The 23,125-nt window shown below is 36.2% G+C and carries 21 protein-coding genes; 17 read left to right on the forward strand and 4 right to left on the reverse strand.

The window, feature by feature from the left end; translation table 11 throughout:
* Positions 1 to 129 precede the first annotated feature (129 nt).
* Complete coding sequence (locus tag ACTDJC_RS00390) at positions 130 to 927, forward strand: phosphotransferase family protein (RefSeq protein ID WP_098306734.1); 798 nt, start codon at positions 130 to 132, stop codon at positions 925 to 927.
* A 1-nt stretch (position 928) separates the two neighbouring features.
* Here ACTDJC_RS00390 and ACTDJC_RS00395 read toward each other — a convergent pair whose 3' ends face one another.
* Positions 929 to 1,207 carry a YtzH-like family protein gene (locus ACTDJC_RS00395; RefSeq protein WP_098306736.1) on the reverse strand — a complete coding sequence of 93 codons (279 nt, stop codon included), beginning with the start codon at positions 1,205 to 1,207 and terminating at the stop codon, positions 929 to 931.
* Between the two features lie 209 nt (positions 1,208 to 1,416).
* On the opposite strand from ACTDJC_RS00395, the gene trmB reads away from it, so the two are divergent.
* From trmB to ACTDJC_RS00420, 5 genes are all read left to right on the forward strand, one after another.
* Positions 1,417 to 2,070 (forward strand): tRNA (guanosine(46)-N7)-methyltransferase TrmB, encoded by a 654-nt coding sequence (trmB, locus tag ACTDJC_RS00400; protein WP_098306738.1) that lies wholly within the window; start codon positions 1,417 to 1,419, stop codon positions 2,068 to 2,070.
* A 615-nt stretch (positions 2,071 to 2,685) separates the two neighbouring features.
* Positions 2,686 to 3,669 carry a S66 family peptidase gene (locus ACTDJC_RS00405; RefSeq protein WP_440602394.1) on the forward strand — a complete coding sequence of 328 codons (984 nt, stop codon included), beginning with the start codon at positions 2,686 to 2,688 and terminating at the stop codon, positions 3,667 to 3,669.
* Between the two features lie 572 nt (positions 3,670 to 4,241).
* Positions 4,242 to 4,643 (forward strand): YxeA family protein, encoded by a 402-nt coding sequence (locus ACTDJC_RS00410; protein WP_440602395.1) that lies wholly within the window; start codon positions 4,242 to 4,244, stop codon positions 4,641 to 4,643.
* 189 nt (positions 4,644 to 4,832) lie between these two features.
* A complete protein-coding gene (locus ACTDJC_RS00415) occupies positions 4,833 to 6,179 on the forward strand; it encodes a 2-hydroxycarboxylate transporter family protein (protein WP_440602396.1) in 1,347 nt (448 codons plus the stop codon).
* Between the two features lie 66 nt (positions 6,180 to 6,245).
* Positions 6,246 to 7,457: an NAD(P)-dependent malic enzyme gene (locus tag ACTDJC_RS00420; protein WP_440602397.1), complete on the forward strand. Its 1,212-nt coding sequence runs from the start codon at positions 6,246 to 6,248 to the stop codon at positions 7,455 to 7,457.
* Between the two features lie 323 nt (positions 7,458 to 7,780).
* On the opposite strand, the gene ACTDJC_RS00425 is transcribed toward ACTDJC_RS00420, so the two are convergent.
* Entirely contained in the window at positions 7,781 to 8,158 is a 378-nt protein-coding gene (locus ACTDJC_RS00425; RefSeq protein ID WP_440602398.1) for a hypothetical protein, read from the reverse strand.
* A gap of 276 nt (positions 8,159 to 8,434) precedes the next feature.
* Between ACTDJC_RS00425 and ACTDJC_RS00430 the strand changes: the two genes are divergently transcribed.
* The 8 genes from ACTDJC_RS00430 (at position 8,435) to ACTDJC_RS00465 (ending at position 18,124) form a co-directional block, all read left to right on the forward strand.
* Positions 8,435 to 10,042, forward strand: coding sequence for a sensor histidine kinase (locus ACTDJC_RS00430; protein ID WP_440602399.1), 1,608 nt, complete (start codon positions 8,435 to 8,437; stop codon positions 10,040 to 10,042).
* Positions 10,039 to 10,746 (forward strand): response regulator, encoded by a 708-nt coding sequence (locus ACTDJC_RS00435; RefSeq protein WP_440602400.1) that lies wholly within the window; start codon positions 10,039 to 10,041, stop codon positions 10,744 to 10,746. The genes ACTDJC_RS00430 and ACTDJC_RS00435 overlap by 4 nt, the downstream gene beginning before the upstream one ends.
* Positions 10,747 to 11,259: 513 nt before the next feature.
* Complete coding sequence (locus ACTDJC_RS00440; RefSeq protein ID WP_440602401.1) at positions 11,260 to 12,726, forward strand: catalase; 1,467 nt, start codon at positions 11,260 to 11,262, stop codon at positions 12,724 to 12,726.
* A gap of 219 nt (positions 12,727 to 12,945) precedes the next feature.
* Complete coding sequence (locus ACTDJC_RS00445) at positions 12,946 to 13,422, forward strand: cell wall hydrolase (protein ID WP_440602402.1); 477 nt, start codon at positions 12,946 to 12,948, stop codon at positions 13,420 to 13,422.
* A gap of 309 nt (positions 13,423 to 13,731) precedes the next feature.
* Positions 13,732 to 14,172 (forward strand): ester cyclase, encoded by a 441-nt coding sequence (locus ACTDJC_RS00450; protein WP_440602403.1) that lies wholly within the window; start codon positions 13,732 to 13,734, stop codon positions 14,170 to 14,172.
* 196 nt (positions 14,173 to 14,368) lie between these two features.
* The gene (locus ACTDJC_RS00455) at positions 14,369 to 15,916 is read left to right on the forward strand and encodes a spore germination protein (RefSeq protein ID WP_440602404.1); all 1,548 of its coding nucleotides are present in this window, start codon (positions 14,369 to 14,371) and stop codon (positions 15,914 to 15,916) included.
* 4 nt (positions 15,917 to 15,920) lie between these two features.
* Positions 15,921 to 17,024 carry a GerAB/ArcD/ProY family transporter gene (locus tag ACTDJC_RS00460; protein ID WP_440602405.1) on the forward strand — a complete coding sequence of 368 codons (1,104 nt, stop codon included), beginning with the start codon at positions 15,921 to 15,923 and terminating at the stop codon, positions 17,022 to 17,024.
* The gene (locus tag ACTDJC_RS00465) at positions 17,021 to 18,124 is read left to right on the forward strand and encodes a Ger(x)C family spore germination protein (RefSeq protein WP_440602406.1); all 1,104 of its coding nucleotides are present in this window, start codon (positions 17,021 to 17,023) and stop codon (positions 18,122 to 18,124) included. The genes ACTDJC_RS00460 and ACTDJC_RS00465 overlap by 4 nt, the downstream gene beginning before the upstream one ends.
* A gap of 227 nt (positions 18,125 to 18,351) precedes the next feature.
* On the opposite strand, the gene ACTDJC_RS00470 is transcribed toward ACTDJC_RS00465, so the two are convergent.
* Complete coding sequence (locus ACTDJC_RS00470; protein ID WP_440602407.1) at positions 18,352 to 18,903, reverse strand: NAD(P)H-dependent oxidoreductase; 552 nt, start codon at positions 18,901 to 18,903, stop codon at positions 18,352 to 18,354.
* A 168-nt stretch (positions 18,904 to 19,071) separates the two neighbouring features.
* Between ACTDJC_RS00470 and ACTDJC_RS00475 the strand changes: the two genes are divergently transcribed.
* A complete protein-coding gene (locus ACTDJC_RS00475; RefSeq protein WP_098306770.1) occupies positions 19,072 to 19,410 on the forward strand; it encodes a winged helix-turn-helix transcriptional regulator in 339 nt (112 codons plus the stop codon).
* Positions 19,411 to 19,612: 202 nt separating this feature from the next.
* Positions 19,613 to 20,326 (forward strand): SDR family oxidoreductase, encoded by a 714-nt coding sequence (locus ACTDJC_RS00480; RefSeq protein WP_440602408.1) that lies wholly within the window; start codon positions 19,613 to 19,615, stop codon positions 20,324 to 20,326.
* A 277-nt stretch (positions 20,327 to 20,603) separates the two neighbouring features.
* Here ACTDJC_RS00480 and ACTDJC_RS00485 read toward each other — a convergent pair whose 3' ends face one another.
* Positions 20,604 to 21,551 (reverse strand): DUF1259 domain-containing protein, encoded by a 948-nt coding sequence (locus tag ACTDJC_RS00485; protein WP_440602409.1) that lies wholly within the window; start codon positions 21,549 to 21,551, stop codon positions 20,604 to 20,606.
* Between the two features lie 592 nt (positions 21,552 to 22,143).
* On the opposite strand from ACTDJC_RS00485, the gene ACTDJC_RS00490 reads away from it, so the two are divergent.
* Complete coding sequence (locus ACTDJC_RS00490) at positions 22,144 to 23,007, forward strand: YtnP family quorum-quenching lactonase (protein WP_440602410.1); 864 nt, start codon at positions 22,144 to 22,146, stop codon at positions 23,005 to 23,007.
* Positions 23,008 to 23,125: the final 118 nt, after the last annotated feature.

The raw sequence follows: 23,125 nt of genomic DNA on the forward strand, positions 1-23,125 counted from the left end.
GAATTGACAAAGGTGGCTATTCAGATAAGTTGCCATATATATTATTGTTTTTGTAAAATAAAGTAAAAGAGTGAACAGCTTGTTTGTTTCTTTTCATAACTATAAAAGATAAGGAATTGTTAACGGGTAATGAACATGGAATGGTTGGAACAATTGTTAGGAGAAGAGTGGAAAGTAATACCAGCCGGAGGGGCGACAGGAGATGCCTACATTGCGCACAATGAACAACATAAACTATTTTTAAAGCGCAATTCATCGCCCTTTCTTGCGGTATTGTCAGCAGAAGGGATTGTTCCGAAGCTACTTTGGACAAGGCGATTAACAAATGGCGATGTCATTTCGGCACAAAGGTGGCTGCCAGGACAAAGGTTAGAGCCAGAAGATATGAAATCTAAGCGAGTTGCAGCATTGCTGAAAAAAATTCATTCTTCTGAAGCGTTAGTGCATATGATTCAAAAGCTTGGTAAACAGCCCTTGCATGCGCAAGATATATTAGAAGAAGTGCTTCTCACTTTGCAAGAGGATGTAAAGCAAAATGAAATCATTCAAAAAGGACTTCAGTATTTACAAAAGTCCCTTCAGCATGTAGAATTTGATAATCTTGCTGTTTGTCATTGCGATGTGAATCATAACAATTGGTTATTAACAGATGATGATGAATTGTTCTTGATTGATTGGGACGGAGCAGTTATTGCAGACCCAGCTCTTGATATTGGAATGCTACTCCATTGGTATATTCCAAGGGATGAATGGCACGAGTGGCTTGAGCATTATGGATTAGAACTGACTGATTCTTTGCTAAGCCGTATGAAATGGTATGTTACACTGCAATGTATGATTTTCGTACAATGGTACACAGCAAAAAATAAGCAAGTAGAAGCAGAATATTGGCTTCAATATTTAATACAACTACTCGCTTCAGAATAATTTAAGAAAAACTATCCATTCCTGTAATCCATTGTGACAGTTGTTCTTGATGACCAGAAATATGGCCGTCTAAATCAGGAGACAATTTACCCGATTGACTATAGTAATATACATCGTTTAACATCGTTTTGACCTCATTGCTCACACTGTCATTTACGAGTAATGATTGAATGAGACGTTCTAATTGTTCACACTCAGAAACTGTTCCACAGCAATCACTTTGATGATTGACTAAGATGTCCTTTAAGATTGCCATTTGATGTTCATGATTAAGTGGCATTTTTGACACATCCTTTTCAGTTGTTATCGTAACAATGAAACGAGCGTAATGAACCGCCAGCGAAGAGCTGATGGAAGTTGTATGTAATACACTTTGTAGTTTCCATCAAAATAGCAAATCTTATACTAGAAACAAACGGACCGAGTGCTCGTACGTACTTGGTTTTTTATTTGATACACACATCTTGAAATGCAGAGAGGGAGAGAACTATGCGCTTAAGACATAAACCATATGCAATGGACCGAACGAAAGAATATTCGCAGTTTGTAATTGGAAATCCGGAAGAACATAACGGGAAATGGAAAGAGTTGTTTGGTAACGACAACCCAATTCATATTGAAGTTGGAACAGGACGTGGCCGCTTCATGTACGAAATGGCAAAAGCAAATCCCGATGTAAACTATATTGGAATTGAGAAGTTTACAAGTGTGGTTGTAGATGCACTTGATAAACTAATTGAAGAAGCAGTGCCGAATTTAAAATTAATTAATAAAGACGCAGAAGATTTAACAGTATTTTTTGCGGAGAATGAAATTGATCGCGTTTATTTAAACTTTTCTGATCCATGGCCAAAGAATCGTCATGAAAAACGCCGTTTAACGTATAAAACGTTTTTACGTAACTATGAAACAGTACTTGTAAAGGGCGGAGAAATTCACTTCAAAACAGATAACCAAGCTCTATTCGAATACTCTCTTACAAGTATGGCGGAATATGGCATGCTGCTGCCGTATATTAGCTTAGACCTTCACAATAGTGATTTTGAAGGCAACATTATGACGGAATACGAAGAAAAATTCTCAAGCAAGGGAAATCGTATTTACCGCGTTGAAGCAAAATATCGTACAGAACCTGCGCAATAATGCGCAGGTTTTTTCTTTTTTAAGGAGCTAATTGCATAAAATAAAGAAGCCGCCCCAAAGTACTAGCTTTGTGACAGCTTCTTGGAAAAAAGAAAGAGTTAGAGAAGCACAAGAATGTCAATGAAAGTGAAATGGTTTAAAAACTTAATTTTCAGAAAAATATAAAGCTTATAGGGTGTTTTTTTTCTACTCTTTCTTTATGATTATGAGTTTATCACTAAAAATAAAATAAATCAACAAAAAATAGACAATTTTCTTTATAATTCGACAATTTTACAGACTGATATAAGATTACTTATAAGAATTTAATATAGTTACTAAAGCTGGAAAGCTAGGCACATGAATATATTGTTGGAATTACATCTTTTGATCGAATTTGAGATTTATCCCGCTATTCGCGGGCAGTAAGACCCCCACCTCGATATTGAGAGAGGAGCGAGGAGTGGGGGATAACTGCTGGCATGCGCCCGATTGGTTCAACTAACCATCAGTGGGGGATGAAAAACCCCCCCGCTGATGGAAGTTTCACTTTACATCAGAAGCATTTAAACTAATATTGGGCTATATTAAATAAGTGGATATCACATGGTAATACATATATAGGAGTGAAAAGGATTGTTTCAGTTAAACAAAGGAGATCAAATAGGTATTTTTTCACCATCACTGCCAGGTACATATACATCGCCTAATAGATTCAAACGCTCCAAACAGTTTATGGAAAGTAAAGGATTTCGTATAGTTGATGGAAGTCTTACTGGGAAACATGATGGATATCGATCTGGAAGTATAAAGGATCGTGCTCAAGAGTTGAATGAACTCATTCGAAATCCAGCGATTAAGTGTATTATGTCGTCTGTTGGAGGGAGTAATTCAAATTCTTTACTTCCCTATTTAGATTACGAAGCAATAAAACAACACCCTAAAATTTTTGTTGGATATTCAGATGTTACAGCAATTTTATTAGGTATTTATGCTAAAACAGGTATTCAAACATTTTATGGACCTTCCTTGATTTCTTCATTGGGAGAATTTCCTCCGTATGTAAATGATACATTTTTATCATTTGAAGATGTGCTAATAAAAAGTGAAGCACTTCCATATGAGTATCCTGTATATCCTTTTTGGACCGATGAGCAATTAAATTGGCAGACACAAAATCGGCCAAAAAAAAGTTATCCGAATGAATGGATTTGTGTAAAAGAAGGTGTAGCAACAGGTCGGTTAATAGCTGGAAATTTGACGACAATGTTAAGTATATGGGGAAGTCCTTATATGCCTGCTATTAATAAGGGGGATATTTTCATGATTGAAGACTGTAAAAAAACAGCGGCGATCGTTGAAAAGCATTTTAGTTTCCTAAAAATAAATGGTGTGTTCGACAAGGTTAGCGGCGTAATCTTAGGAAAGCATGAACAGTTTGACGATCAAGGAACAGGGTTAGCGCCATATGACATTTTACTCGAAGTAATCGGGGACGTTGATATACCTATTTTAGCGGATTTTGATTGCTGCCATACACATCCTATTGTAACAATGCCAATTGGAGCAACTATTGAATTAAATGCAACGCAAAAAACAGTTCGTATTTTGAGCTTTTGATTGTTCATAGCATTTGCGATTAGAGTTATACCTATCTAGAGCGAAAAATACGTGCATTTTTAATCTAATAAGAGACATAAAAAAATCCCTTCAGAAAAAATCTAAAGGGATTTTTGATATTGAAAAAACATACACGTCTTTGTGTTAATAATCTAGTTAAATAATAGATAAAATACATACCAAACCAAATAACCTCAAAAAGTTTAAGGTATTTGGTTTGATATGACAGGACAGCAAAGAAAGAGTGGTAACTGCACATACATGTCAAACAAGTGGAAATAGAGTAAATAAGCGAAAAAATGAATATTTATACTTCTTGGAATACAGAGGGTTTTCGTTACTCTCTCTTTGTGATTGTAAGTGTAACACTAAAAATAAAATAAATCAACAAAAAATAGACAATTTTCCTATTAATTCGACAATTATGATTTTTGGATAATATCTGTGATAAAGATTCAACCATTACAGAAATGTAATGTTTACGTAACCTAAATCGATAACAAATCACGCACAAAACCTTTACGATACAAAAAGATAATACATTGCAAATTCATAGAAAAGGCGTGAACGATTTGAAGAAATATGTAGTAGGTGTTATGACATGTGTTCTATTATTTTTACTATCTTCAGTAGCAGTTTTGGCTGTTGCTGAAAAGAATGATGTACTAGATATTAAAAAATGGGGAACAAAAGAGTATTATGTTCAAATCACAGAGAACGGAAAAGAAGAATCCACGAAAGGTGAAGATGGGGAAATGTATACGCTGTATTGGTATACAATGAAAGCATTTGATGATAAAGGGAAGGAGGTAACTGTTAAATTTTCTGCAAATAAAAATTTGAAATTACATGCATTTCTTCGTGTGTATGTAGAGGGCGAATATGATGACAAAACGAAATCAATTCAAACTTATGAAGAGGTAACAATGAATGAATTACCTATGAAGGCAAAAGAAAAGTTAGGTGTGAAATAATATATAAAAAAAGCAGTCCGTATTTATGTAGAAAAAAACGCTATTCTTTTTGTAGAAATATAAAAAGGATAGCGTTTTTTTACCAATCTCGTTTTTTTAATTACAAAACCAATTACAAAACTTACAAAATCTGTTTTTACTATTGAAAGCGTTTTAATATTGTGAGTAACAACATAAGGGGGTGCCTCTATGGGGATTCAAAATAAAATGGAAACGGTGTCACCTGTAGGTGAAGTAGAAACAAAACAGGAATCACTCGTTTCAAAAATCATGAATATAAAAATTGGTGTTATACCGTTGCCTTTATATATCGTGCTAGCGGCTGTTATTTACGGAGCATCTGTATATAATAAGTTGCCTGCTGATATGATTGGTGGATTTGCAGTTATTATGATTATGGGAATTTTCTTAGGCGATATCGGAATGAGAATTCCAATTTTAAAGAACATTGGTGGACCAGCAATTCTTTCATTATTTATTCCTTCATTACTTGTGTTCTTTAATTGGATGAACCCAGCTTCAATGGATGCTGTGAATATGTTAATGAAAAAATCGAACTTTTTATATTTATATATTTCTTGTTTAGTAATCGGAAGTGTTTTAGGAATGAGCCGTAAAGTGTTAGTGCAAGGCTTTATTCGCATGTTTATTCCGTTAGTTGTAGGAACACTCGCTTCTATTGCAGTTGGATTATTAGTTGGATCATTATTTGGATTTGAAATGAAGCGAACATTCTTCTTTATCATTGTACCAATTGTGAGCGGTGGTATCGGAGAAGGGATTTTACCACTTTCCTTAGCTTACAGTGACATTTTACATCAATCATCAGCAACATTTGTATCTCAGCTTATTCCAGCAGCGGTTATCGGAAATATGTTTGCGATTGTAGGTGCTGGATATATGAAGCGATTAGGTGAGAAAAAACCAGAGCTTAGCGGTAATGGTATGTTGGTAAAAACAGGTGATCAAGATGAATTATTAAAAGAACAAAATACAGAAAAACCAATTGACTTCTCATTAATGGGAGCAGGTTTATTAATTGCATGTACGTTCTTTATTTTCGGTGGGTTGGCTTCTAAATTTATTGGTATTCCAGGGGCAATCATTATGATCTTTTCAGCAGCACTTGTAAAATACTTCAAATTAATGCCAGCAAAAATGGAGCAAGGTGCATATCACTTATATAAATTTATTTCGACAAGCTTAACGTGGCCATTAATGGTTGGTTTAGGATTGCTATACATTCCGTTAAAAGATGTAGCAGCTGTTCTTTCAGTTGGATATGTTGCGGTGTGTGCATCAGTAGTAGTAACAATGATAGCGTCTGGTTTTCTTGTTGGAAAAGTCATGAAAATGTACCCAGTTGAATCTGCGATTGTAACAGGGTGTCATAGCGGATTAGGTGGAACAGGAGACGTTGCCATTTTATCAGCTTCAAACCGTATGGAATTAATGCCATTTGCACAAATTTCAACACGTTTAGGCGGAGCAGCGATGGTTGTAACAGCATCAATTTTATTAAAAATGTTTTCGTAATGTATGCAGACAAGCTAGCTATGTAAAGACGTAGCTAGCTTGTCAAATTAGGAGGAGATTATTTCTATGTTAGAGAGTCAAATTAAGGAACGTTCATTATTGCTTCATAAAGAGTTAGTAGGAAAAATTGAAATTACAAGTAAAGTAGAAGTGAATTCAGCAGATGATTTAAGTTTGACATATACACCAGGTGTAGCTGAATCTTGTAAGGCGATTGCTGCAGATGAAGAAACAGCTTACGATTATACGGCACGCGGTAATATGGTTGCGGTTATTTCAGATGGAACGGCAGTGCTTGGATTAGGCGATATTGGGCCGAAAGCAGCTATGCCTGTTATGGAAGGAAAAAGTATTTTATTTAAAACGTTTGCGAATGTCGATGCATTTCCGCTTTGTCTTGGAACGACGGATGTAGATGAAATCGTAACCATTGTTAAAAATTTAGAGCCTACATTTGCAGGTATTAATTTAGAAGATATTGCAGCTCCGCGTTGTTTTGAAATTGAAAAGCGTTTAAAAGAAGAAACGAATATTCCAGTGTTCCATGATGATCAGCACGGAACAGCAATTGTTGTTTTAGCTGCGGTGCTTAACGCGTTAAAAGTGGTAAATAAAACGATGAATGAAGTAAAGATCGTCATTAATGGTGCTGGTTCTGCAGGGATTGCGATTGGTAAATTGTTATTAAAAGCAGGCGCACAGCATATGACATTAGTAAGTTTAGAAGGGGTTGTTTGTGAAGGAGAGTCATGGATGAACCCAGCACAAATCGAGATTGCTAAAGAAACAAACCGTGAACATGTACGTGGAACATTAAAAGAAGCGATTCACGGCGCAGACATTTTTATCGGTGTATCTGCTCCTAACGTATTAAAAAAGGAACTTGTAAAGACAATGAATACAAATCCAATCGTGTTTGCAATGGCGAATCCCGTGCCAGAAATATTCCCAGAGGATGCGCTGGAAGCTGGGGCAGCTGTTGTTGGAACAGGACGCTCTGATTATCCAAACCAAGTGAACAATGTATTGGCATTTCCAGGTATATTCCGCGGTGCATTAGATGTCCGCGCAACAGATGTTACAGAGGAAATGAAATTAGCTGCGGCGTACGGAATTGCTAACATTATTACAGATGAAGAACGAAATGCAAATTACATTATTCCAAATCCACTGGATAAAAGAGTTGTACCAAGCGTAGCGGCTGCGGTAGCAAAAGCAGCTATTCAATCAGGAGTGGCGCAAATCACAATGATGCCAAACTATTCTGCGGAACAATAAAGTGAAACTTTGAATGGAAGTTTCACTTTATCCCGCATTAACGGGTAGTAAGACCCCCACCTCAAGATTGAGAGAGAAGCGAGGAAGATAGGTGGGAGATAACTGCCCGTAAAAGCCCGATTGGTTCAACTAACCATTCGGAGGAAAGACATCTCCGAATGGAAGTTTCACTTTATAATTTGTTGTTCTTTTGGCTTGTTAAATTAAATAGGTATCCATTGCTACTCATGGATATCTTTTTTGTTTGTTTAAAATCACCACTAGTATAATCTTTGGAAATAGAGTGTTCTAATTCACACTCTTTTGAATCTATGCTCAAAGTCTTAACTTTTATTAAGTGTGAAGAAATCTTGTAACAAAAATATAACAGTTATAATGATCATTCCCAAGTTAAATATAAGAGCTGTTATAACAGATAAGTCTGTGATATTTAATAATACGATACAGATTGAAAAAATTGATGCAATAAAAGGAATGATTTTTTTCGTTCTTGATATCACATACCCTTTACTTTCCTGAAGATATATCATCATTACAGCGATAATTAATAGTAAGGGAGCAGTAATAAGGACCCCAAACCAACCTACAGCATCTTCAACAAACCAGGGTAAAAATCGTATGGTTGAGGAGAAGATAAATAGGTTAAGTACGAAAACAAGTAATTGTATGAGAGATAATCTATACATGTTTTTTTGCTTCATAGTTTCAAATCTCCTAAAGTGTAATTTTGCACTATTTTAAAAATAATTCACTCAGGTGTCAAGTAGCTTTTCAGTAAATTTTTATGCTCCTTTTTCTATTTTTGTACCAAAATCTAGAAGTCTGTATGGACCTTTTGGAACTATAGTATATTTGTATTAAAACTAGTAAAGTAATGTAGATGATTTTACTTATAAAAAGTGTTGTTTTTATTAAAGAGAATAAGTAAATATAGATTTTTCATGCGGTATAGAAGAAATAAGGGAGAAAATAGAGAGATGAGAAAAAGAAAAAACTTGTTAGGTTTATGGCCAACGATTACATTGCTGGTGTGTACGGTTGTCATATTGTCTTTGCTTGTAACAGATATTTTAATTAGTCATCATGTTGAGCGTATGACAGAAGAGAGCCAAATGGAAAAAGCTAAAGCAGTTGCACGTATTACAGCAAATTCACCGCTCGTAATCGATGCTTTAGCGGGAAGAAAAGATGTATCTGAAATTCAAGCGTATACGAATAGACTTTTAAAAAATACAGATGTTCAATTCATTGTAGTCATGGATATGAATGGAATAAGAAAATCTCATCCAGATCCTAAGAAAATCGGCCAACATTTTGTTGGGGGCGATGAAGGCTTAGCCATGAAAGGAAAAGAACATGTATCAAAAGCAGAAGGAACATTAGGGAGATCTATGCGGGTATTTGTACCCATTTTTTCTGAAGCGAAAGAACAAATCGGGGTTGTTGCTGTTGGAATTTCAGCTGATAATGTGGAAGAAAGGGTTAAGGAGAGTAGACATATTATTTACATCGGTGTTAGTGTTGGAATTTTAGTTGGTATTATAGGTGCTATTTTATTAGCTAGACATATTAAGAAAATTTTATTTGGCCTCGAACCTAGTGAAATCTCAAAAATTTTAGAAGAGCGGAATACGATGCTACAATCCGTCAAAGAAGGAATTATTGCGATTGATAAAGATGCGAGGATTACTTTAATTAATAACGAAGCGAAACGGTTAATTGAGAAAAGCGGAATTAAAGAAGAATGTATTGGTAAAGACATTGAGCAGTATATGCCGAACACAAGGATAAAAGAAGTATTACAAACGGGAGCAGCGCAGTTCGATGAGGAACAAAGTCTACATGGGATTACAATTGTTACGAATCGAGTTCCGCTATACGTAAAGGGTGAAATTGTTGGTGTCATTGCAACATTTCGTGATAAAACGGAAATGAGAAAATTAGCAGAGCAGTTAACGGGTATTCGACTATATGCAGAGGCTTTACGAGCACAATCTCATGAATTTATGAATAAGATGCACGTTGTATTAGGGCTAACACATATGAAAAATTATGAAGAATTAGAGACGTATGTTAGTAGCATGGTATCAGAGCATCAATATGAAATTGGCGGTGTGATGAGGAAAATAAAAAATCCCGTGTTTGCAGGGTTTATGCTTGGCAAGCTTAGCTATGCGAGAGAAAAGGGGATAGAACTGACTATAAGTGAGGATTCGTATCTACCAGATCCAGATGATGAGAGATTGATTCATGAACTCATTACAATTGGAGGAAATTTAATTGATAATGCACTAGATGCGGTGGCGAGTTGTGAATATAAGCAAGTACATGTTTCCGTCCAATATCATGATAAATTAATTATTAAAGTTACCGATACAGGAAATGGAATTCCGAAAGAAGAAGTGGATAAAATATTCGTCAAAGGATATTCCACAAAAGGTGAAAATCGAGGGTTTGGTTTATATCTTGTAAATGAAAGTATAAGGCGCATAAAAGGGAATATATATATCGATTCCGTCTTAGGGAAGGGAACGACCATTACAATTGAAATACCATATAAAAGTAGGGATGAGATAGGAAAATGATCAAAGTTTTAATTGTAGAAGATGACCCAATGGTGGCGATGCTAAATAAGCATTATTTAGAACAAGTTGGAGGATTTGAACTTGTTCATATAGCTAAATCCGTAAACGAAGCAGTACAAATATTAGAGGAATCTCATATAGATTTTATACTGCTTGATATTTTTATGCCTGGTGACACAGGGTTTGAATTGTTATTGCATATCCGCAATAAAGAAAAAGAAACTGATGTTATGATGATTTCAGCGGTACATGATATGGCAAGTATTAAAAAAGCACTACAATATGGAGTTGTCGATTATTTAATTAAACCATTTACATTTGAACGTTTTAAAGAAGCGTTATCTGCTTATCGTGAGAAATTTAGATTTATGAGGAAGCAACAAAATATTAACCAATCTGAATTAGATGCATTGATTTTACAAAAAGAAAAAGTAGAACCTCCTGTAAGTAAAGAACTTCCAAAAGGATTAACAAAACAAACATTGCAGTTAGTTTGGAAACAAATAGAATCGCTTCATGGAAAAGAATTTACAACAGATGAAATGGCACAATTAGTTGGAATTTCAAGAGTATCTATTCGAAAGTATGTCCTATTTTTAATTGAAATCGGAGTTTTAGAAAATGAAATGGTTTATCAACAGGTAGGAAGACCGGTAAGCAAACTGCGTTGTATCGATGAAAACAAAATAAAGTTGTATATGTAAGCTGTCTCAAAAGGCCGTTGAATAACGACTTTTTGAGACAGCTTTTTTAAATAGAAATGAGCATGATAGGTGGGGATAGTTCAATGATTCCAAGTATCGTTTTAATTTCTCTTAACGCCTCTTAATCGATACAGATATGTAATGATAACTCGCAATAAATGTCGGATTTATCAGGAATTTTACTTTTTTTGTTAATGCGTTGTATTTTTGGTGCTAAACTAATAATCATAAAGAGAGAGTAGCTAAAACCCTCCCTTTTTAAAATTAAAAGACAGAAAATTCAGTATAATTCGCGTTGTTATGTATGTTTGCTATTCTTCCTTTGCCTTTTTTACATTATAGAGTAGATATGCGAGATGACTAAGATGTATGTATTAATTATTTAGCAGCAATAGTTTAAAAAAAGTGAAAAAATTTTCATATAAATAATTGACAACGGAGTCACTTTTTAATAATAATTAGATTATAATAATTTTAAATAAATAATTATTATTTAAAAGGAGGATTTCAAAAATGAATCTTAATAATCGTTTAACAACAAACCAAGGTGCTCCTGTAGGAGATAACCAAAATTCTCGTACAGCAGGTCGACGCGGGCCAGTATTGTTAGAGGATTATCATTTAGTAGAAAAGTTAGCTCATTTTGATCGTGAACGTATTCCTGAGCGTGTTGTACATGCGCGTGGTGCGGGTGCCCATGGTATTTTCGTAACAAAAAATAGTATGAAAGAATATACAAAAGCAGCATTTTTACAGAAAGAACAAACAGAAACTCCTGTGTTTGTTCGCTTTTCAACTGTTATCCATGGCCAAGGTTCTCCAGAAACAGCTCGCGATCCAAGAGGCTTTGCGGTGAAGTTCTATACAGAGGAAGGGAACTATGATCTTGTTGGTAATCATTTACCTGTATTTTTTATTCGTGATGCAATCAAATTCCCTGATATGGTTCATTCTTTAAAACCAGCACCTAATACAAATGTTCAAACACCAGATCGCTACTGGGATTTCATGACGTTATCACCAGAATCAACTCATATGCTAACATGGGTCTTCTCTGATTACGGTACACCTGCAAACTACCGTCAAATGGAGGGCTTCGGTGTTCATGCATTTAAATGGGTGAACGAAGATGGCAAGATTGTGTACGTAAAATATCATTGGAAGCCACAACAAGATGTACGTAACTTTAATGCGAAAGAAGCAGAACAAATGCAAGGAAAAGATTTTAACCATGCAACTCGTGATTTATTTGATGCGATTGAGCGTGGCAATTATCCAAAATGGGATCTTCACGTACAAGTCATGGAACTAGATGAAATGGATTCTTTAGAGTTTGATCCCCTAGATCCAACAAAAATGTGGCCAGAAGACCGTTTTCCATTAATTGAAGTGGGTACAATGACGTTAAATCGTAATCCGCAAAATTTCTTTGCAGAAGTAGAGCAAGCGGCATTTTCACCGAGTGCAACTGTGCCTGGTATTGAACCATCTGAGGATAAATTATTACAAGGACGATTATTCTCTTATCCGGATACACAGCGCTATCGCTTAGGTGCAAATTATTTACAAATACCTGTAAACTGTCCATATGCAGCTGTACACAACCAACAACGTGATGGTTTCATGCAAGTAAATCAACAACCGTCTACAATCAATTATGAACCAAGTCGTCATACTGAAAATCCAACTGAAGATCCAGCGTATCGAGATTCAACTATGAAACTTACAGGTTATGTAACTCGTGAAAAAATTGAGAAACCAAATGATTTCCAACAAGCTGGTGAGCGTTATCGTTCATTCTCTCAAGAAGAAAAAGATAACTTAATTGCGAACCTAACAAATGATTTAAAAGATGTACATGAACAAACAAAATTGCTTGCAATTTGTAACTTCTTCCGCGCAGATCGAGAGTATGGTATGCGTTTAGCGCAAGCATTAAACGTTGATATTTCGGCGTATATGAAAGGGATTAAAAAATAAAAATTGCGAATAACAAACAATTTGCTGGAACTCGTAGTTGAATATAGACATTATGAGTCCCAGCAAACAGTTAAATTTTCATATTGGTTGTTTTAGGTGGAATCCTATTCTTGCGTCAAAGAGTTAAATAATTATATTAGTTATTAACTGTAACCCGAGTAGCAGACAAGCTAACCTATTCGGGTTATTTGTTATTTAGAACATGTCTTTTTTAAACAAATGCTCCTTGCTGCATATAGTTATAGGGAGAACGGAGGGATAATAGTGACGAGAATTGCCTATACAGAAAGTGATGTCGATTTACTTGCTCGTCTTATGCGAGCGGAAGCAGAAGGTGAAGGGCAACAGGGTATGATGGCAGTAGGGACAGTTGGTGTGAATCGTGTGATGTGTGATTGTTTGGACTTTAAACAGATTACAAATATTCAACAAATGGTGTATCAGCAGCCAGGTGGATTTGAAGCAGTGACGAAAGGGTATTTTTATCAACGAGCAAGAGAGAGCGACAAAGAAATGGCAAGAAAATGTTTGAATTATGCTCGTATATGGCCAGGTGTATATTCTCTTTGGTTCTTTCGTCCAGTTGGCAGTTGTCCTCCTACGTGGTGGGATCAACCTCATGCAGGACAATATAAGAATCATTGTTTTTACGAACCGACTGGAAATGACTGTCCGAAGGTGTATAGTGGAAAATAGAATAAGTAGCGTAGGACAAATATATCGGCGTAAGTGCATCATTTATCGACGCTTTTTACAATATAACGGCGCTTCGACACAGTATAAAGTGAAACTTCCATCAGTGACGCTTTTCTCACTGATGGAAAGCTCTCACCAATCGGGCTTTTACGGGCAGTTTTTTCCCCGCTCTTCTCCAGCCTTTACTGCCCGTTAATGCGGGATAAAGACCGCTCGACGATATTCAACATACAAAAACACCTCATTTGCAAAATGGGGTGTTTTTTGCTATTTTCATAGAAAATAATACTGAGAGGAAGCGATTGTGAAATGATGCCTGAGATTGTAGTTAGAAGATTCTTTGAAGAAATACGTTCAGGGCGTAATCTACATTTAGTCACAGAGTTTATGGCAGAAAAAGTGTTGGCTCATCAAGTTCAAGCTGAAGATGAAGTAACAGTTGAAAGATCTCCTATGGATTATGCGGATCATGTACAAGAGATGTTGGATGCTTATGGTACGTTTACTTTAGAAATTCAAGAGCTGTTAGTATCTCAGCAAGATCGTGTATATGTTCGTTGGAAACAAACAGGTACTCATATTGGTGAGGTTGATGGATTTCAACCAACTGGTCTTCCTATTATTGAATTAGCGAGCGCGGTGTATCGGGTAGAAGACGGGAAAATTGTAGAGTACTGGATTCAAATTGACCGCACTGGTATTACAGCTCAATTAGAACGAAATAAAAAGATAAAAATCGAAAATAATTAAAAATATTTATTTTATCCCTAAAACAAAAAGCATTTCTTTCTATTATACATACAGAAAGAAATGCTTTTGGTTTTGGGGATTTGGCTAAGAGTACTGTTAGTTCGCGAATAATGAATGGAGATAAGAATTAGAATATTTTCCCTTAAAGAATACATAATAAAAAAATAGTTATGAAATGCAGAAAGGGATGGAGTTTATGTTTAATTTTCTGAAACCATTAAAAGGTAGACGCAATTCAAAGTCTCTTCAAATAAACAATAATACTCATTTTCAGGAAAAAAACATAGAAGATTCTCCCTTGGACGTTCATTTATCTAAGAACATAGCTCAACTTCAGCAATTCTTCTGTCAATCTCCTGATTTGGTCATTCGTCGGTTGCAAATTACAGTAGATGGATTAGAAGCAGCTTTAGTTTATTTGTCTGGATTAACAGACAAGCAATCGATTCAAAATCATGTTTTAAGTCCTTTGATGGATAGTGCCCATAATCCAAATACGGAACTACCAATTACATTAGGCCAGGTTGGAATTGTCGATACGTGGGGCCAGATTGAAACTGCTATTCTGGGAGGAGATAGCGTTTTATTTATCAATGGCCAAACTACAGCGCATCAATTAGATACGAAAGGATGGCCGCAAAGAAATATTGAAGATTCTAGGAATGAAATCTCACTAAAAGGTGCTCATCAAGGGTTTGTAGAAACTGGAAGTCAAAATATCGCATTGATTCGAAGATACATTCCTCATCGAGAATTAATGTTAAAAGAGATTACAATTGGTATGCGGGGCAAAACGAGGATTTCCATTTTATATTTGAAAGATGTAGCTTCCGAAGAAGTGCTGGAAGAATTGGAAACACGGATTCAAGATATTATGGTGGACGCTGTCATTAGTACGGGTGAACTTATCGAGTTCATTGAAGATAATCCGTATTCACCGTTTCCTCAATTTATATTAACTGAAAGACCCGATTTAGCTGTATCTCACATTCTCCAGGGAAGGTTTGTAGTTGTTGTGGATCATTCTCCAAATGTATTGATTGCTCCGACAAATTTTATATCCTTTTTTCAAGGAGTTGATGATTACGGGACACGTTGGTTAGTTGCCTCGTCTATTCGGATACTTCGTTTCTTCGCTTTTATGATTGCTCTATTTTTGCCTGCGAGTTATGTTGCGTTTATTTCCTTTAATTTTGAAGTCATTCCTGTGGAGCTTTTTTTATCTATTGCGGAATCAAGAACGCGCGTACCATTTTCTCCAGTTATGGAAGCACTGCTTATGGAAATGACTTTAGAAATGATGAGGGAAGGAGCTTTGCGGCTACCCACTCCGATTGGTCAAACAGTTGGAATTGTAGGCGGGATTATCATTGGACAGGCGGCCGTTCAAGCCGGAATTGTAAGTAACATTATGATTATTGTTGTTGCTGTTACAGCCATCGCTTCTTTTATCATTCCGAATTATGATATGGGGGCAGCAATCAGGTTTTTACGATTTCCTATGATGATATCAGCTGCCTTGTTTGGAATTGTAGGACTTGTTATCGGGTGGATGACATTAATTGCACATCTCATAAGTCTTGAATCGCTAGGTACCCCTTATGGGACTCCGTTAGCACCGTTTCGCTTTGCGGATATGAAGGATGCTTTTGTACGCTTTCCTCTATGGGCAATGAGAAGCCGCTCTAAAGGTACGGGAGCTATTCAATCTATTCGCCAAGGAAAAAACCACAATAAAAGGTGAAACTATGAAAAAGTATGCCTATAATGACATCACTCTTATGCAGTATATTTTTTTAATTAATGGAATGCAGGTGGCAACTGGAGTTTTAGCTCTCCCACGAGTGCTTGCAGAAAAAGCTGGAACAGATGGATGGATAGCTATACTTATTGGCTGGGTATTCTCCACAATATCTGGTATTTTTATCGTTAAAACATCTGCAAGATATCCAGAAGACACGCTTTATGACATTCTTATACGATTGTTTGGAAAAATAGTTGGGAAAGCACTAGTTGTTATTTACACGATATACTTCGCTTGTTATTCCGGTATCGTTCTTGTGAACGCTATGCTTTATCTTAAGGCGTGGCTTCTTCCGAAAACGCCTGACTATATCATTATATCTTTGTTTTCAATTCCTATTTTTCTTGTTGTACGCAACGGTCTTCGTATTATAGGACGATACTGCGAACTTGCTTTTTATATGATGATTTGGATTCCGGTGTTTTTTTTGATACCGCTAAGAGGTGGCTGGAGTTGGCTGCCTTTCTTTCCATTGTTGAAGGATGGATGGAATCCGATATTGACAGCTGTGCCAACTACTATTTTTGCCTATTTAGGATTTGATATTACGTTCTTTTTGTATCCTTTTTTACAAAAAAAGCAGTACGCGGTCCATGGATTTGTTATTGCAAATACTTTGACGATGTTATTCTATTTGTTTGTTACTCTTGTTTGTTTTGCTTACTTTAGCCCTGATGGCATTACAGAATTTAATCAACCAGTACTAAACTTATTTAAAGTAATTGAATTTCGTTTTTTGGAGCGTTTTGACATGGTTTTATTGGCTGCTTACCTAATTGTTGTTTCCACAGCCTGGATCCCTTGCATATACTGCGCTGTATTTTGTTCTAGTCAATTACTTGGAAAAGAAGATCATAGCTCTCACGTCATTGTTCTATTATTGTGCATTATCGGTTTTGTATTTTTAACTCATCCTACTTGGAATGAATCTGAGGCTTGGCAACAGGCAATCTCAAATGCTGGATTAGGATTGACGTATATATCACCCGTGATTTTATGGATGTACAGCTGGGTATATGAGAAGTATAGCCGGAGGGGAATACATTGAAAAGGAAGGTATTATGTTGCATTTTATTATTGACGTTCACGATGACTGGATGCTTTGATCAAACAAATGTTGAAGATGTTTCCCTTACTCTTATACTTGGTATGGATTTAGATCGCGATAATAATTTATTGGTATACATGTCAAGTCCTGTGTTTAATAAAGAAGCAAAGATGAAAGAAGAAAATACTGGTGTGAAATCTGTTACGGTTCGAAATTCTAGAGAGAAATTCGATGCTACGGTTATAGCGCTCACATCGGGAAGCAAAACGCAAGTCCTCTTAGTTGGGAAACGGCTGCTGAAACGAAAAAACTGGGAAGATTATCTTGACCCATTTTACCGTGATCCAAAAAATACGGTTACTGCACGAATTGTCGCTGTAGATGGACCTGTTTCGGACGTAATTTTTTATAATCCAAAAGATAAGCCTCGGCTCCCTTTGTATTTAGCAAAACTAGTTGATACCGCCTATATGAGAAATGTCACGGTAAAAACAACTCTTCAAAAATTGCATCAACAAACGAAAGATAAAGGGATGACAGCGAGTATTACCGAGATGAAAAAAAAGAATAGAGTATGGGTGACAGGAACAGCCCTGTTGGACGAAAAAGGCAGATATAAATTAACGCTAACACCGGATGAAAACAGATTATCACGCATTTTACAGCACGAAAATAAAGGTGAGTTTCTATTTACACTTGCAATCAAGCCGAAATCGGATGACCGTAATAAAGATTGGATAAGCTTTGCTGCTCAAAATATCAAGGTAAAGACAAAAGTAAAATATGACAGTCATTTTATATTTAATATAGATGTAAAGATGAGAATCGCCATTACAGAACGGCTTTTTCCATTCAATACAAGAAAGGACGCAGCAAAGCTGCAAAAAGCTATTGAAACTAAGCTGGAAGCTGATTTTAAGGATTTAATAAAGAAAATACAAGCTGCCGAAATCGACCCTATTGGACTTGGTACATATGCGAGAACTTATACATATCCAGAGTGGAAAAAAGTCCAAAATCAATGGGGTAAGGCATTGGCAAAGGGGGATGTAAATGTCAAAGTAAGTGTAAAAGTTGGTGCGATGGGAACGATTAAGTAATAAAGTGAAACTTCCATGAGTGGGGGGCTTCATTCCCCACTCATGGTTAGTTGAACCAATCGGGCTCTTACGGGCAGTTGTCTTCCACCTATCTTCTTTGTTTTCTCAGAACCTTGAGGTGGGAGTCTTACTGCCCTAAAGTAGCGGGATAAGAGTTTCAACTGGGATTATGATTTGCAAGCCCCCTTCAGAAGATCTGAAGGGGGCTTTTCTAATGTGAAAGTAAATTAAAGTGGTAATACTTCTTCTAGATGTGTATTTAGTTCAGATACAAATTTATCAACATCAGGGTTCTTTATTACATTATAGCAAGCGAAGCTCTTTAACGGTTTCATACCGATAAATTCTTGTGTTCGATGCAAATGACTCAGTGCTTCTTCTAAGCTTTTTCCTCCAAAGAATTGTGCTGGATCGTTAAATGTTTTTTCGGGAGCGTTCCATGTAGTCGAAAACATATAGTGTTTATCGGTTAATAATCCACCTCTGCCGTATTGCTCGGATCCTTTGAAAAATAATCCGTAAGCATACACTTCATCCATATATGTTTTCAGTGATCCTGGCACATTGAACCAATAAATAGGTGTTTGGTAGATTACAATATCCGCCCATAAAAACTTGTTTTGTTCTTCTTCGATATCATATCCGTTTTGAATCACTGTTGTTTGTACATGATTCTCGGGACTTAATATATTCACCATGTTGTCTGTTAATGTTTTGTTTAGTTTTCCTTCTGCTGATCTGTATGTTTGATGACCATTGATAATTAGTATATTTTTCATTTTATTTATCCCCCTTAGTTTAGAAATAGCGTTTAGTCGCTATTGATATTGTATGTATAGTTGATTTCTTTTGGAAAGTAGTGATATTTATTTCATATAGTTACCGTAAGGATAGAATTGTGATAGCATGAAGGAAATCAGTCAAAAAATTTTTAGGAGTGTGTTTCTATGAGTAGCATGGATCCAATTGAATTAACAAAAGGAACACCAGGGCAAATTTGTCCCATTGCGAAAACACTCGACGTGATCGGAACAAAGTGGACTTTTTTAATCATTCGAGATCTTCTTATTGAAGGAACGATGCGATTTAGCGATTTACAAAAATCGATGGATGGAATTAGCCCGAAAACCCTCTCACTTCGTTTGAAGGAACTTGAAGTGCAAGGAATTGTGAAAAGAACGGTATACCCAGAGGTTCCACCGCGTGTCGAATACACATTAACGGACAAAGGAAAACGTTTAGAACATATTTTCATTGAATTAAAGCGATTTGGATTAACTTTATAAAATGATTTAAAAGTAGATAAAAAAGACCTCCATGGTCTTTTTTTATTATGGAAGATAATTTTTCTATGCGTACATTTCTTGCCAAAAAAGAAACTTTCTAAAATGTAACTATGTGAATTAAATATCACTACTTCCAAAAAGAAAGTTTTGAAAATACAATAATCTCAGCAAAACAAAACAAGAAAAACTGGGGGAAATGAACATGTTAAGTAATAAAAAGATTGTAATTATTGGTGGAAGTTCTGGTATTGGTTTAGAAACAGCGAGACTTGCACTCTTGCAAGGAGCTGAAGTTATCATTGCTAGTCGTTCAGAGGAAAAGTTGCAGAGAGCGACGGATCAGTTAGGAAGAAGCGTGACTGCTTATAAGCTTGATACGACACAAGAACAGCAAGTTCAGTCCTTTTTTGAACAAGTAGGTACAATTAATCATTTAGTTGTTACAGCGGCAGAAACATCCGGGGGTTCTTTTATTGAAACAGATGCAGCCGAAGCACGTCAGTTGTTTGAAAACAAATTTTGGGGACAATTTTATTCAGCGAAATATGGTGCACCAAAGGTTGCTGAGAATGGATCCATCACTTTATTTTCCGGAGTTGTCGCTTATAAATCTATGATTGGGTCGGCAACGCTCGGTGCAGTCAATGCAGCCGTTTCTAACCTTGGCCAAACGTTAGCGTTAGAGCTTGCTCCTATTCGTGTAAATGTTGTCTCTCCTGGAATTATTGATACGCCGTCACGTAGTAAAATGCCAAAAGAAGCGCGCAACAAATTCTACACTGACTTAGGAAATAAACTTCCTGCAAGGCGAGTAGGTCAAGCTGAAGATGTAGCACAAGCTGTACTATATGCAATGCAGAATGGTTTTGTTACAGGAACGGTTCTTCATGTTGAAGGCGGGCATACTTTAATTTAGTAGATTAAAACGAGTTTGTATTTATCATAAAAAAACGCTATTCTTTTGTGGAACATACAGAGAGAATAGCGGTTTTTATGAATTTATCCCGCATTAACGGGCAGTAAGCCCCCCCACCTCAAGATTAAGAGGATGGATAGGTGAGGGATAACTGCCCGTAAAAGCCCGATTAGTTCAACTAACCATCAGTGGGGGATGAAGAAAACCCCCACTGATGGAAGTTTCACTTTATCTGTTTTTCTAATTGAAATCCCATTTAGCATTTGAACTAAACAGTCTACATACTATGAGTTTTGTTTATAGCTTCACGCAGTGCTTTAGCTAATTTGATTGGATTGTCATTTGCCCAAAAATGCATAAAAAACAGTCGGGGATTCTCGGTTAACATGTGATTATGTAAAGCAGTTACTTCAATACCATGCTTACGTAACGTACTCGCAACAGGATTTACTTCTTCAGCAGTAAGTACAAAATCACCAGTTATGGCTGCTTTACCATTTTTCGTCGGCTGAAAATGGATTGCTGTTGCTACCCCCATAGCAGGAGGGATTTCCATGCCATTTTCCATGATTTTTTCCAACCGGGGAATACTTACGTGATAAACACCACCACTAACTGTACCTTTATGTCTAAATATTTTATCAAGCTTCTGCTTATCAATGGAAAAGGCATGCGAATCATTCGGTAATTTATTGTCCCATGGTATTGTTGTTAGTTCCATTGCCGATCTAATCGCTTTAGCTAATTGAACTGGATCACCATATCCCTTAACGTGCAAGTACATAATACGCGGTGACTCTCCCAGCAAATGATTATGTAGAGCAGAAACTTGAATTCCTTGATGAAAAAGTTGATTCATGACAGGTTGAACTTCATTTTCCGTAAGAACTAAATCACCCATAACCATCGTTTGATTACCCATTTGTTTAAAAGCTGTCCAGCCTCCCAAGGCTAAACTAGGCCGGATTGGTATTCCTTGGACATTTACTTGTAAATCATTACGTGGAAGGCTGATATAAAAGACTTCACCTGGCTTCATCACACCTGATTGTCCCATTGCTTTCTCAACTAGTTTCCAGTTTACTTGCTGCGGTAAATGATTTGTTGAATGATTGTAATTCGGAGAAGAAGAGTTCGCCGTCGCTTGAATTGAGGGGGCTGAAGTAAAATTATAAATTATAACAGCAACTAAAAAAGTAATTATAATATATTTCCACTTATGCATAGATTAACTCTCCTTTAGATGTATAGTGAAATATTAGGAAACGATATTATAATTCCCCATTCATCTTATTTCTTGCGCATAACAGCTCGTTAGTGAATGAGCTTTTTTATCCTCGATTACGTCTCGATTCTTTTTTTGCATATAAAAAGGGTTAATTGATATAGCTAGTAGGAGAAAACAAATAGTTAAGAATTTCATAAGCCAATGAGGGAAAAAGGAATGACAGGTTCAGTGCTGTTAGGTGAACAAGGCATCTTCGTTAGGACTAATCATTCCTTTTAGAAATGGAATGTACATCTATTATTATGACTTTTATATAACTTATGTTAAGGGAGTGAATCAGCTTGCTATGAGGATCTGATATAAAAACTATTATGTAAAAAGGTTTGAAATGCCCTTATAGAAACAGAAATATAAACATTTTAATAGCTTTGTATGTTTAGGAATTCTAAAAACTCAATATTTCCTATTTCAAAAAACAAGAGCAGTCTTTTCGACTGCTCTTGTTCCATAAATTTTACTTCATTTCCTTCTAGTAAACCACCTTTTCTGAATTGTGTGATAATATGGAATGAAAGGGGGCATACAAAAAATGGAACATTTACAAATTGGAGATATACAAGTGACATGGTTGCAGGGAGGAAATACGCATTTAGACGGCGGGGCGATGTTTGGTGTTGTGCCGAAATCCCTTTGGTCACGAAAATATAGCCATAACGATAAAAATCAAATTTATTTACGAACAGATCCATTACTGCTGCAAACGAAAGATGGAAATATGCTCATAGATTCCGGGATAGGCAACAATAAAATGAATGAGAAAATGAAGCGAAATCAAGGGGTGACTGAAGAGTCATCTGTTGAACAATCGCTCGCTCAACTTGGTTTGAAAGCGGAAGATATTCAGTATATTCTTATGACGCATCTTCATTTTGATCATGCATCTGGTTTAACGAAATGGGAAGGGGAAAAGCTTGTCCCGACGTTTCCAAATGCAAAAATATATGTATCACAAACAGAATGGGACGAAATGAGAAATCCGAATATCCGCTCACGCAATACATATTGGAAAGAAAATTGGGAGCCAATTGTACATCAAGTACATCTGTTTATGGAAGAAGTAAACGTTACAGATGAAATTCGAATGGTTCATACAGGCGGACATAGCGATGGACATGCGGTTGTCGTTGCACAAAGTCAAAATGAAACATTACTGCATTTAGCAGACCTAATGCCAACGCATGCGCATCAAAATGTATTGTGGGTCATGGCGTATGATGATTATCCAATGACGTCAATTGAGAATAAACAAAAATGGATGAAATATGGCGCAGAGCAGAAAGCGTGGTTTACTTTCTATCACGATGCATATTACCGTGCGGTGAAATGGGACGAAGAGGGGCGCATGGTAGAAAAATTAGAACGTGAAGAAGTAGAAGTACCGAGCGAAGTGTAATGGAGTAAAATTTGAATAAGCAAACATGAAGCGAATGAAAAGATAACCCATATGAGTAAACGAAAAGTATCGGTCTTTGCTAACCGGTACTTTTGTATTTTGAATGATAATTCTGAAA

Origin of the sequence: Bacillus sp. GB_SG_008 (assembly GCF_052038115.1) — a bacterium.
Classification (GTDB): Bacteria; Bacillota; Bacilli; order Bacillales; family Bacillaceae_G; genus Bacillus_A; species Bacillus_A rhizoplanae.